This is a genomic window from Mesorhizobium sp. M1A.F.Ca.IN.020.03.2.1, from assembly GCF_004023205.1.
Classification (GTDB): Bacteria; Pseudomonadota; Alphaproteobacteria; order Rhizobiales; family Rhizobiaceae; genus Mesorhizobium.
This window is the reverse complement of sequence record NZ_RZSV01000186.1, coordinates 1-11,622: the sequence shown is the minus strand read 5'-3', so window position 1 is coordinate 11,622 and position 11,622 is coordinate 1. Positions and strand designations below refer to the sequence as shown.

General features: G+C 64.8%; 15 protein-coding genes. 4 read left to right on the top strand and 11 right to left on the bottom strand.

What is annotated here, in order from left to right:
• On the top strand, positions 1–239 hold a 239-nt coding region (locus tag EOA79_RS24050; protein ID WP_128293341.1), incomplete at its 5' end, for an SDR family oxidoreductase.
• Here EOA79_RS24050 and EOA79_RS24045 read toward each other — a convergent pair.
• Positions 190–1,131, bottom strand: a complete 942-nt coding sequence (locus EOA79_RS24045; RefSeq protein ID WP_095824514.1) for a LysR family transcriptional regulator — start codon at positions 1,129–1,131, stop codon at positions 190–192. The two genes, EOA79_RS24050 and EOA79_RS24045, sit on opposite strands and share 50 nt — an antisense overlap.
• A 1-nt stretch (position 1,132) precedes the next feature.
• The gene (locus tag EOA79_RS24040) at positions 1,133–2,035 is read right to left on the bottom strand and encodes a S1C family serine protease (protein WP_127335471.1); all 903 of its coding nucleotides are present in this window, start codon (positions 2,033–2,035) and stop codon (positions 1,133–1,135) included.
• Positions 2,036–2,246: 211 nt separating this feature from the next.
• Here EOA79_RS24040 and yghU point away from each other — a divergent pair, with 211 nt between their 5' ends.
• On the top strand, positions 2,247–3,116 hold the full coding sequence (gene yghU, locus EOA79_RS24035) for a glutathione-dependent disulfide-bond oxidoreductase (protein ID WP_066998468.1): 870 nt from the start codon (positions 2,247–2,249) through the stop codon (positions 3,114–3,116).
• A gap of 164 nt (positions 3,117–3,280) precedes the next feature.
• Here the strand turns inward: yghU and EOA79_RS24030 are convergent, their stop codons facing one another.
• Positions 3,281–3,826, bottom strand: a complete 546-nt coding sequence (locus EOA79_RS24030; protein WP_095824515.1) for a YbhB/YbcL family Raf kinase inhibitor-like protein — start codon at positions 3,824–3,826, stop codon at positions 3,281–3,283.
• Between the two features lie 362 nt (positions 3,827–4,188).
• On the opposite strand from EOA79_RS24030, the gene EOA79_RS24025 reads away from it, so the two are divergent.
• Positions 4,189–4,542, top strand: a complete 354-nt coding sequence (locus EOA79_RS24025; RefSeq protein ID WP_095824669.1) for a hypothetical protein — start codon at positions 4,189–4,191, stop codon at positions 4,540–4,542.
• Positions 4,543–4,783: 241 nt separating this feature from the next.
• Here the strand turns inward: EOA79_RS24025 and EOA79_RS24020 are convergent, their stop codons facing one another.
• The gene (locus EOA79_RS24020) at positions 4,784–5,950 is read right to left on the bottom strand and encodes a PLP-dependent aminotransferase family protein (protein WP_179293628.1); all 1,167 of its coding nucleotides are present in this window, start codon (positions 5,948–5,950) and stop codon (positions 4,784–4,786) included.
• 402 nt (positions 5,951–6,352) lie between these two features.
• On the opposite strand from EOA79_RS24020, the gene EOA79_RS24015 reads away from it, so the two are divergent.
• Positions 6,353–6,667 carry a GYD domain-containing protein gene (locus EOA79_RS24015; RefSeq protein WP_095824517.1) on the top strand — a complete coding sequence of 105 codons (315 nt, stop codon included), beginning with the start codon at positions 6,353–6,355 and terminating at the stop codon, positions 6,665–6,667.
• Positions 6,668–6,796: 129 nt separating this feature from the next.
• Here EOA79_RS24015 and EOA79_RS24010 read toward each other — a convergent pair whose 3' ends face one another.
• The 7 genes from EOA79_RS24010 to EOA79_RS23980 all read right to left on the bottom strand — a co-directional run.
• Positions 6,797–6,952 carry a DUF1127 domain-containing protein gene (locus tag EOA79_RS24010; protein ID WP_095824518.1) on the bottom strand — a complete coding sequence of 52 codons (156 nt, stop codon included), beginning with the start codon at positions 6,950–6,952 and terminating at the stop codon, positions 6,797–6,799.
• Between the two features lie 259 nt (positions 6,953–7,211).
• Entirely contained in the window at positions 7,212–7,304 is a 93-nt protein-coding gene (locus EOA79_RS24005; protein WP_127240617.1) for a putative RiPP precursor, read from the bottom strand.
• A gap of 50 nt (positions 7,305–7,354) precedes the next feature.
• Positions 7,355–8,587, bottom strand: a complete 1,233-nt coding sequence (locus tag EOA79_RS24000) for an amidohydrolase family protein (protein ID WP_095824519.1) — start codon at positions 8,585–8,587, stop codon at positions 7,355–7,357.
• Positions 8,588–8,944: 357 nt separating this feature from the next.
• The gene (locus EOA79_RS23995; RefSeq protein ID WP_095824520.1) at positions 8,945–9,400 is read right to left on the bottom strand and encodes a GFA family protein; all 456 of its coding nucleotides are present in this window, start codon (positions 9,398–9,400) and stop codon (positions 8,945–8,947) included.
• Positions 9,401–9,486: 86 nt separating this feature from the next.
• Positions 9,487–10,038, bottom strand: coding sequence for an isochorismatase family protein (locus EOA79_RS23990; protein ID WP_127246774.1), 552 nt, complete (start codon positions 10,036–10,038; stop codon positions 9,487–9,489).
• A 127-nt stretch (positions 10,039–10,165) separates the two neighbouring features.
• Positions 10,166–10,606: a hypothetical protein gene (locus EOA79_RS23985; protein WP_127336091.1), complete on the bottom strand. Its 441-nt coding sequence runs from the start codon at positions 10,604–10,606 to the stop codon at positions 10,166–10,168.
• Between the two features lie 162 nt (positions 10,607–10,768).
• Positions 10,769–11,622, bottom strand: an 854-nt coding sequence (locus EOA79_RS23980; RefSeq protein WP_245489922.1) for an amidase family protein, incomplete at its 5' end; no start/stop codon positions are given.

The following is an 11,622-nucleotide window of genomic DNA, read 5'->3' as shown; positions in this document are numbered from 1 at the left end:
CCATCGAGCTGGCGCCGATCCGCGTCAATGCCGTCTCGCCCGGCTGGGTCGACACGCCGATCTGGCAATTCGTTGCCGGCGATGCGAAGGACGAGACGCTTGCCGCGATGGCGAAGCGCCTGCCGGCGGGACGGGTCGGACGGCCGGAAGACATTGCGGACGCGATCCGCTTCCTGATGGGCAACGGCTTTACGACGGGAACGACGCTGCATGTCGAGGGCGGGCAGCGGCTGGTCTGACGAGCGCGAAGTTTTCGCCCATCGCCGCGAGCAAGAGCTTCAGCGCCGGCGGCTGGACGCGCCGGCGCCGCCAGATCATGACCAGCTCCGCCGAGCGGATCGGGCCCGGCCATGCGATCTCGGCCACCTCGCCGCGATCGAGCGCCGCGGCGACCGCCAGCCGCGGCACAAGGCCGAAGCCGGCGCCGGCCGCCACCAGGCCGGCGATGGCGTCAATGCTGCCAGCCTCGGCCGCGAGCTTCGGTCCGCCGAGGCCCGCCTCGGTGAAGGCCGTGTCGACCATGGCGCGGTAGACGCATCCGGTTTCGGTGGCGACGAAGCGCTTTTCGGCAAGCTCCCCCAGATCGACATCCGCCCGGTTCTCGCCCGGCGGCGCGATCAGCACCAGTGGCTCGGCCGCGACGGGGCGCCTGGCGAAGCGCTCGTCGGGCTCGCTGGCGCCCGGTCTGTCGAAGCAGAAGGCGACGTCGATCCCGCCCTCTCCCAGCCTGCGGCGCAACTCGCCGCTGCCTGCGATTTTCAGCCTGATGTTGATGTCGGGATGAACGGCCTGGAAATCGGCGAGCCAGCCGGGAAGTTTTGCCGAAGCGATCGTCTCGAGCGCGCCGATCGACAGGCTGCCGGCCGTCTCGGCCTTGGTGGCATCGATGGCGGCCCGGGCGTCGTCGGCGAGCGCCAGCAATTCCTCGGCGTAAGCTTGCAGCGCCTCGCCGGCCGGGGTCAGGTCCAGCCCTTGCCGCGACCGTGTGAACAGCGTCGCGCCCAGCTCGGCCTCGAGCGACTGGATCTGGTCGCTGACGCTCGACTGCGCGAGATTGAGCTCGCCCGCCGCGCGCGTGACGTTGCGTGTGCGCGCGACCGCGAGAAAGGTCTTCAGCAGCCTTGGATGCACGTTACTGCAGCTGCGGCTTCTTGAGGAAGGAGTTGCGGTCGGCCGATTTTACGCGAAGCCAGGTCTCACGGCCGTCGCGCACGACGCGCAACGGAATTTCCGCGCCGGCCGGGTTCTGCCAGAGTTTTCGATAGAAGTCGGCGAGACCGTCAACCTCGCCGTCGCGCACGTCGGAGATGATGTCGCCTTGGCGAAGGCCAGCCTTTGCCGCGGGACCACCTTCGGCGACGCTCATCACCACCACCATGCCGTTCGACTCCGCCGAGAAGGCGCCGAGCCACGGGCGCGGCGGCTTGGCGACCTGGCCGCGCTTGACCAGATCGTCGAGGATCGGCGTCAGAAGGTCGATCGGCACGATCATGTTGATGTCGGCAACCTCGCCGGCGCGGCTCATCTGCAGGCGCAGCGAGCCGACGCCGAGCAGCTTGCCGTCACGGTCGAACAGCGCAGCACCACCCCACGACGGATGCGCCGGCGCGGTGAAGATCGCCTCGTCGATGAGATATTCCCAATAGCCGGCGAATTCCTGCTTGGTGACGATGTGGGCGTCGACCTGCTGGCCGATGCCGTCGGCAAGCGTCACGGCGTCGCCGATATTGGCCTTCCTGGCGTTGCCAAACTTGACCGCCGGCAGGCCGAGCGGCGCCAGCGCCTGCACCAGGCCGAAGCCGGTCTCCTGGTCATAGGCCAGCGCATGCGCCGCAACCACGCGGCCGTCCTGGTCGGTCAGCCAGACCTCCTCGGCCTCGGTGACGAGATAGCCGATGGTGAGAACCAGCCCGCTGTCGCGGATCACCACGCCGCTGCCCTCACGGCGCGTGCCCAGCGCATTGGCGGTGAAGGCGTCGTCCGGAACCGTGGCGCGCACGGCCACGACGGAGCGCGAGATTTTTTCGATGGTCATCGTCGATCCTGAATTACGGGTCTTTTTCTATAAGTATGGCCAAAGGGACGCGGTGCAAGGGCATCTGTCCCTGACGGAGAAGGCGGGGCGCTGCTGGCCCAAGCGTTAGTTCAACGAAATTTGAACTTTTTTCTTTGACGCCCGCGCAACCGCACCTAAATCTTGCGCCAACGAACCCCGCATCCCGCTCACAGCAACAAGGCCTCCCGAGATGAACCAGTACAACCCGCCGAAAGTCTGGACCTGGAACAAGCCGAATGGCGGCACCTTCGCCTCCATCAACCGGCCAGTCGCCGGGCCGACGCACGAGAAGGAATTGCCTGTCGGCAAGCATCCGCTTCAGCTCTATTCGCTGGCCACGCCCAACGGCCAGAAGGTGACGATCATGCTGGAGGAGTTGCTGGCGCGCGGCCACAAGGGCGCCGAATACGACGCCTGGCTGATTCGCATCAATGACGGCGACCAGTTCGGCTCGGGCTTCGTCGAGGTCAATCCGAACTCCAAGATCCCGGCGCTGATGGACCGCAGCGAGCCGAAGCCGGTGCGCGTGTTCGAGTCGGGCTCGATCCTCACCTATCTGGCGGAAAAATTCGGCGAGTTTCTGCCGACGGAGCGTGCAGCGCGGGCCGAAACCTTCTCGTGGCTGTTCTGGCAGATGGGCTCGGCGCCCTATCTCGGCGGCGGCTTCGGGCATTTCTACGCCTATGCGCCGGAAAAGATCGAATACGCCATCGACCGCTTCGCCATGGAAACCAAGCGGCAGATGGACGTGCTGGATCGGCGGCTGGCGGAAAGCGAGTATCTCGCCGGGCCGGATTACACCATCGCCGACATGGCGGTCTGGCCCTGGTATGGCGGGCTCGCCAAAGGCCGCAGCTACAACGATGCCGCGCAGTTCCTCGCCGTGCATGAATACAAGCACGTGCAGCGCTGGGCCGACGCGATCGACGCCAGGCCTGCGGTAAGGCGCGGCCGCATGGTCAACCGCATCTCCGGCGATCCGGCCTCCCAGCTGCACGAGCGCCACGACGCCAGCGATTTCGAGACGAAGACGCAGGACAGGTTGCAAGCGGCGGAGTGAGCTGCTGATCTCCCCTTGCGGGGGAGATGTCGCCGAAGGCGACAGAGAGGGTCGGCGCGCATGATGCGCCAACTTGCCCTCTTATTGTTCTTCGGGCGTCGGCGCTACGCGCATCGACCCGCTTTGGCCTGCCGGCCATCTCCCCCCTCGAGGGGGGAGATCAGCTACCTCCCGTAGGTATACGTCACACTGGCCTCCGCCAGCGCCTGGCTCTTCGCCGCGACCGACACCATTTCGGGCGACGGATTTTCCGGCGTGCGCAGCTTCGCCTCACTCAGCGCATAGATCGTGAAGACATAGTGGTGCGTGCCGCTGCCGGGCGGCGGACATGGGCCGAAATAGCCGGTGCGACCGACGCCGCCCATGCCGGACACCGTGCCCTTCGGCAGGCGCTTGCCGCCTTTGGAGCTGGCGCCTTCGGCGAGGCCCTTGGCGCTTGCCGGGATGTTCCAGGCAAGCCAATGCCAGAACCCCTTGCCGTCGTTGGCGTCGGGATCGAACATGGTGAGCGCGTAGCTCCTGGTGCCCGCCGGCGGATCCTTCCAGGCAAGCGCGATCGAGACGCTCTTGCCGCCGCATCCGGGCTTGTCGCCGAGATATTTTGCGTCCCACTTGTCGTTGGAAACCGACGGGCTGGAGATCTCGAAGGCGAATGCCTGAGTGGCGAAGGCAGCGAAGGCAAGTCCAATCAGGCTGAGGCGCGAAGTCATGGCTTCACTCCTTCTACTTGGATTGCCCAAAGTCTATCCGAAAGGCGCGCCGGAGCCGAGCAACTTTGCGTGACGGGTCGGCAGGCGCCGGAGCTGCCGATCTCCCTTACAAGGAGAGGATCCGGAGCACTGCGGATGACCAGTGTCACGCGCGGCGATGCGTGTATACTATCCCCCCTCTCGCCAACCCGGGCGACAGATTTGTCCTTGCCGGCCCTTCCTGAAAGTGCCGCCACGCGATCTGGCTGTTGGCTCAGAAAAACAGAGCTATGCGGTTCTTCACGAATTTTTTCAGCCGGAACATCCCCTGGAAAGCTCCGTTGGAAACTTAGTCAACGATGCAAACCAATGGAGATTTCCTGATGATGAAGAAGATTCTCGCAGCTTCCGTTCTTACCCTGGCGCTCGCGACCTCGGGCGCCATGGCTCAGACAGCCGGCGCGAGCGGCGACGCCAGCGGCAGCGTTTCGGGCGGCGTCTCGGGCACGACTGGCGGCGCCTCGGGCAGTGCGACGGGCGGTGCCACGGTCACCACGCCGACAACCCCTGGCACGGATACGACCACCACGAATTCCACGAATTCCATGAATTCCACGAATTCGACGAACCAGCCGGCCGGCATGCAGGATCGCTGCAAGGATACGGGCGCCAACGATACCGACAACAACACGGCCAGCGGCAATACGACCTCGAACATGCAGAACTGCAACAAGTAGGGCGGTTTCGATTCGCGCCGGATCGCCGACACAAAAAAGCCCCGCCGGTGGAAGCCGTCGGGGCTCTTTCGTTGAGGCCTTGAAGGTGGGACTTCGCTGCCTGCCGATCCAGGGGGTGTTGGATCGGCCGCGACCCTAGCCGAAGAATCGGCGGGGCTATAATCACGGCTGCGCACTACCAATCACGCCTGCGCGAGAAGGAGGTGATAGCCGGCTGTCGATCTCTCTTTGAGGGAATTGGCTACCTCAGCAGCTTCGCCAATCGCGGCACGCCCTCGCCCACCGCGCGGTCGTCGGCCAGCGTGAAGGACATGCGCAGCGTGTTGCGGCCAGTGCCGTCGGCGTAAAAGGCGTTGCCCGGCACGAAGGCGACGCGCGCCTCTTTTACCGAACGCGCCAGCAACGCGGTGGCGTCAGTGCCTTCGGGCAGCGTCAGCCAGACGAACATGCCGCCTTCCGGCCGGCTCCAGGAAATGCCGTCCGGCATGTTTTCCTCGAGCGCGCCGAGCAGCGCGTCGCGGCGACGGCGATAGGCACCGATCAGCTTCTCCACCTGGGCGTCGAAGATGGTCTCGGCAACGCGATGCATGACCATCTGGTTGATCGACGGGCTGTGCAGATCGGAGGCCTGTTTCATCAGCACCAGCTTTTCCACCACATGGCGCGGCGCGCAGACCCAGCCGACGCGCATGCCTGGCGACAGGATCTTGGAGAAGGAGCCGCAAAAGAGCGTGCGGGCATTGTCGATGCCGCCCGAGCGGGCACAATCCAGCGCCAGGATCGGCGGCACCGCCTCGCCGTCATACCGCAGCGCCCGATAGGCGGCGTCCTCGATGACGGCGATGTCGAGCTCGCCGGCGAGGTCGAGCACCGCCTCGCGCTGCTTGCTATCCAGCGTGTTGCCAGTCGGGTTGGCGAAATCCGGCACCAGATAGGCGAATTTCACCTTGCCGCCGTTGCCCGCGGCTGCCGCGCGATAGGCCTCCGGCGTCATGTTGCCGCCGGCAATGTTCAGCCGGTCGTAACGCGGCTCGTAGGCGTTGAAGGCCTGCAGCGCGCCGAGATAGGTCGGCCAGGTGACCAGCGCGGTATCGCCCGGCGACAGAAACAGCTTGCCAAGATAGTCGAGCGCCTGCTGCGAGCCGGAGGTGATGAAGATGTTGCCCTCGTCGCATCGGATGCCGAGTCCGCCCATATAGCCGGCCAGCCATTTGCGCAGCGGCAGGAAACCTTCGCTGACCTGGTATTGCAGCGCGGCCCCCGCTTCCGCGCCGCCGAGCACGGCCTGATAGGCGTCGCCGATGGCCTCGGCCGGAAACAGCGAGGCATCGGGAATACCGCCGGCGAACGAGATGATGTCGGGCTGATCGAGCAGCTTCAGGAGCTCGCGGATTTCCGAGGCCTTCATGCGCGAGGAGCGCGAGGCCAGAAGGTTCAACACGGTCAAAGCGCACCTCCCGCAGTGCTTCGTTCAGGGTCTTAGCATTTAGGTCAGCTTCGTTGACCTATTATCAGGCCACGTCCGTCGCGTGAATACACAAAACGGCCATGGCGCATCGCTCCGACGACATTTGACCCACATATCCTGACGGAGATATCTGACACGACGGCGGTCCGCTCATCGCGGGATTGTCGTAATATTAGAATAGGCGCATATTGTCGCAAGCCGAAGCCGTGCTCCGGCTGAACCGCCTGTTGGCCATGGTGCCCGGGCGGTCCGTGACCAAGTCAAATGTCAGTGAAACAACAATCACCTCGGCTGCTCAAACCATTGAGCAGCCTGAGGCAATGATATTTGGAGGAGATAGCCATGAAGGTCACCATACTGGCAAGTTACGAACCCCATGCCGCCAAAGGGCTGATGCAGGGATCGAACCGCGAAGCTGCAATCCAGGCGCTCTTTGAAAGCGTCGGCGGCAGGATGAGCAGCGTCATGTTCACGCGCGGCATTTACGACGTCGTCGTCAATGGCGAGGTGCCGGATCAGGTCGCCGGGATGGGCATGGCCCTTGCCGTGCGCGCGAGCGGCTCGTTGAGCGAGCTGGTCGTCCTCGAAGAACTCGACATGAAGGCGGTGCTCGAGGTCGCCAACAAGGCTGCCGGGGCCTACAAGCCCGCCGGCTGACGGCCTGGCCAGGCAGCAGGGACGGCGCGTTCGTCGTCCCGTGCTGCCGGCATCACGTCACCGCAGGCCGAGGCTTTGCTTATGCATGCCCTTATCCCCAAACCGCTCCGCACTTTGGGCAACAATGCATTAGAACGGCAATCGAATCTCGTCGTCCCGGGCCGTATCGGGCCATCCGATGTCCTTGCGGATCTCCGGCGGCAGTTCGTTCAGCTCGCGCGTCGTCCTGCGGCGCCTGCTCGCCTGCGCGAACGCGGCGCGAATTCGGTTAAGGCTCTTAAACATCGCAACCTCCACAAAGCAGCGGCAGAACTGGCGGCCGCCCTCCGGGCGCCGCTTTTCAGGTGCGTCTGTAACCAGGCGATTGCGCGCAGACGGTGAAATGCTTCACGAAGCCGGAGCGGCCTGAAACATTTGTGTGCGAATTAAATTGGGTTTCGACGTCGCGGCACTAGACTAGAGGCGAGTGCCAACAGGCGGCGCTGCCGGCAATAACGGGCGCACAATTGCTGATTGCCTTGTCCGCCAAGATAGGCGTCAGGTGTTAGTCCGTACCACCGGAAGGAAGTTGCTGCGCGGTCTGCGCCGAGAGCCGGCCTTTGCGGACGAACGTCGGCTTCGAATATTCTTTTTTCATGGCGAAATCTCCCCTGCCTCGCCGGAAAATGCGGTACGGCTATCGGACTGTCAAGCAGATGGCAGGCCGGTGAGGCCGGCCCGATCAACCACCTTCCCGTCCCTGATCACTTCCCTGCCCGCGCGATACACGGTCCGCTCCTTCGGCACGGCCACCACCGCTTCCGGCACATGCTCGGCCCTGAGCGCGACGAAATCGGCCTTGGCGCCGACGGCGATGCCATAGCCTTCGAGTCCTAGCGCCCTGGCGCCGGCATGGCTCACCACGTCGTAGGCGGCTTCCAGCTCGCGATCCTCGTAGAAGCCGGAGCGGTAGCCGATCATGTTGGCGCGGTTCAGCATGTCGCCATCGCCGTAGGGCCACCAGGAATCGCGGATGTTGTCGGAGCCGGCAAAGACCGTGACGCCCGCCTTGCGCAATGCCGCCACCGGCGGGAAAGGATGGTTGCCGGGCGCGTTGGTCATGATGGCGACGCCGGAGGCGGCGAGCAGCTCGCCGGCTTCGGCCAGCGCGTCGGCGGAAATGTCGCCCAGCGCATAGGCGTGGCTGACAGCGACTTTGCCTTGCATGCCCAGTGCCGTGGTCCGCGCGGCGATCTCCTCGATCTCGAACAGGCCGAGGGTGCCGCCGTCATGCAGGTGGATATCGATTCCGGCGCCGTGTTTTTCGGCAAGGCCGAAGACGACGTCGAGATGGCCCTTCACATCGCGGTCGAAGCTTGCCGGGTCCAGCCCGCCGATCAGATCGCAGCCGAGCTTCAAAGCCTCGTCCAGAAGCTCGGCGGTGCCGGGCGACGACTGGATGCCGCTTTGCGGGAAGGCGACGAGCTGGATGTCGATCAGCTCGCGATATTTTTCGCGCACGGCAAGGATCGTCTCGACATGTTTCAGCCCGACCGCGGCGTCGACCATGACGTGGCTGCGCATCGCAAGGCTGCCATTGCCGATGCAAAGCTCGAGCTGGTTTTTCGCGCGCTCTTCCATCGGCGCGGCCTGCTCGAGGTTCCGCATCTGGAAGGCGACCCGCTCGCGCACATCGAAGCCGTTGGTGCAGGGAATGTGCGAGCGCCAGGCATCGCCATAGAAGGAGGTGTCGAGATGGATGTGGCCCTCGACGAAGGCCGGCAGCACGAGCTGGCCGGCGAGATCGACGGCGCCTGGCGCCGCGCCGGCGGCATTGGCGGCGGGCGTGATGGCGTTGAAGCGGCCGTCGGCAACGGTGAGGTCGGCCAGGGAGCCGTCGGCGAGTTTTGCGTTGAGAAAGCGGGGCAAGATGCAATCCATCAGCAATGATGCATCAGTCGTCGTCCCTCGGCCGGCAGAGGTCAATGCGGATCGGGATAGAAAGTGTTTCGCCCAAGTTCTCGGTCACCCGCGGTTGGCAGATCGCGCGTGCCCGATCGGCTGCGCCGCCGTTAACCTTAATTCCAAGCGGCGGTGGGGAAGTCCCTGCTCCCTGCCTATTCCGCTATCGCGGAAGTTTCGGCACGAGAAAAACATGCCATAGTCCAGGCTGCGGTACGAGGCCGCCTTGGTCGACGCGGACGCCCAAGCACATCCCCAACAATGTCGCCCCCAACGGCCGCGTCGACCTTGTACTGAACGGCGATCTGACCCGGGTCGCCGTTTTGTTTTGGGCCATCAGGCCTGGGACTTGGCGTATTCCGCGACCAGCCCGTCATATTCCTCGAAGGCCGGCAGGGCCGCGTAGCTGTGCAGGGCGGGCGTCTCGGCCCATGGCAGCTTCTCGCTGGTCCAGGTCTCGACGAAAGGCGTGAACCAGGCGGGGTGGTCCAGCATGGTCGGGCGCAGGTTGACGAACCAGTCGAGCCCCTCCGGCCGGGTGAACATCCAGCTCATGCAGTAGCCGCAGAAATAGTGTTTCGAAGCGCCGTGCAGGCCGCCGATCACCGGCTCGCCCTTGGTGATCTCGAAGCCATCCGCGGGAATGGCGGCGCTCAGCGAATAAGCGCTCGACGACATCTTCTGGCAGCCGGTGCAATGGCAGGCCATGGTGAGCAGCGGCTTAGCGGAGATCCTGAGGCGCACGCGGCCGCAGCGGCAGCCACCTTCGGCAGGCAGGGAGGGGATTGGCATGAGCGCTCCTTGGGTTGGTTTTCCCTTCTCATCCGTCGCCTTCGGCAACACGTTCTTCCCACAAGGAAGAAGGAGGAGCCAAGCCCTCAGCCCCCAATCAGCGCCGCGGTCGTCGTCAGCCGCGCGCCCTGCTCGGCGAAGGCTTTGTTGTGCCGGACGATGATGTCCGGCGCTTTCTCCTCCTCGGAATCGAGCGTCGAATGCGCATCCGAAACGACGGTGACGCCGAGGCCCTGGGCAAGAGCGCCTTTCACCGTGGCGGCAACGCAGAAATCGCTCTGGGCGCCGATGAGCACCACGTCGCGAACGCCCTGCCCCGCGACCCACTGCCCGAGATCGGCGTTGGAGAAGGCATTGCCGACGCTCTTGCCGAAGGTCGGTTCGCCGGCCGCCTGGCCGAGCTGCGGCCATACCGGCCAGCCGGAAGCGCCCGGTGCCAGCGGATCCCCCGCCGGCCCGTCATGACGCACGAAGGCCACCTTGCGGCCGGTTTTGCGCGCCCAATCGATCAATTTTCGCGCGCGCTCGGCAATGACGTCGGCATCATGGATCGGCGGATCGAAACGGCCGTCGAACATGCCGGTCTGCAGGTCGATGACGATCAGCGGAGCGGCGGCCGAGGGAGCGGTATCTGGCATGGGCGCGAAGATAGCGGAGGTGGGGGGTGGGTCAAGGACGCGGAGCGTGATCCCGCCCTTGTGGCAGATCGACAGTTCGGCGCCGCTCGCCACAGCTTGGATTCAGGGTACGAGCTAGAGCATTCTGCTAGCGGTTCCTCAGAACATAGACGCTGCCAGCAAGGAGGCCCACCGCTATGGCGAACAACACGAGAGCAATAGCGATCCGCCAGGCAACATCCAATGAGCGGCGACCCGGCAGCGAACTGCCGGCTTCGCGCAGTGTTCCAACGGCTACCTTAAGAATTTCCAGGGCGAGAACTACGCAGACCGCAGTAGTTGCGAAAGCCAGCAGCATCTTCGGTGCAGATGGATGATTGTATAAACCGACGATGGACTCACCCAAGCGGTAAAGGGCGATGGGCGCATATCCCATGGCCGCGAAAAGGCCGCCGCCCACCGCAAAGTACATGGCCAGGCGCCAGAGCCAGTCTGAATGTCGCCTGCCGGCCGATTTCCGGGCCCGATAGTCGAGCGCCGCAAAGCAAAGGGTCCCAACCGACCAGCAAAGTCCGATCCACCAATTCATGGATGTATTCTATTGTTCCGCTGGTTAGTTTGAGATTAAGGACGCCCGCCTCCTACAGGCACGGCACCGCTGCCGGAGCGCTCAATCTTCTTCCAGCACCCTCATCCGTCTCGGCGCTACCCGCCGATCCTCTTTCTCCCACAAGGGGAGAAGATAAGCGCCCTACCCAATCCCGCCGGTCACAACATAAGCCCCGCCAACTCGCCGATCCGGCAGCCTCACGATCGCCGTGACGATCGAGCCGTAGGCGCGGCGCCAGACGCTGTGGAAGCCCTGATGCGTCGCAGCCGGCACGACGGCCCGGCCGGTGTGGCGGTTGCCGCTTCCCTGCATGGCGACCGGTTCGCCGTTGACGTGGACTTTCACGGCTGCATCCGGCCCGGCCTCGCCCGCGTCGATCTCCAGCGCGATCGCGATCTCGTCCGTGTCGCCGGCATGGATTGTCTCGGCGGTGAGGGCCAGCATAAGCAGCGCTTCGCTGGGGCGACCCAATGTGCCCTCGCTCCGTTCAAACACATCATCGGCCAGCGGCGGCGTGCGTGGCGGGACGGTGCGGCGCTGGGTGGCGCGCTCGTAGCCGCCGGCCATCGTCAGCAGCGCCACGTCGTCATAGGCCTTGCCGGCGAAGGTCAAGCCCACCGGCATGCCGATGTCGGCCATGGTGCCCATCGGCACCGTCACCGTCGGGATGCCGAGATGGCGCCAGACCAGATTGCCGTTGGCGACCCAGGTGCCGTTGCGCCAGGCAAGATCGGCGGAGGCCTCGTTGACATCCGCATCGGCCGGGCCGACATCGGCGACGGCCGGCAACACCACCGCGTCGACGCGGTTGGCGTCAAGCCAGTTCTCGAAGTCGATGCGGCCTGTCTCTTCCAGCCCCTTCAGCCCGTCCTCCATGGTGGGAATGGCCTCGAGCGGGCTCACCCCGTCCTTCGCCCGCTCGACATAGTCCGCTAGGTCGAAGCCGTCGTCGCCATAGCGGTCGGGCAGCGTGCCCGGCGGCTGTGGAAAGATTT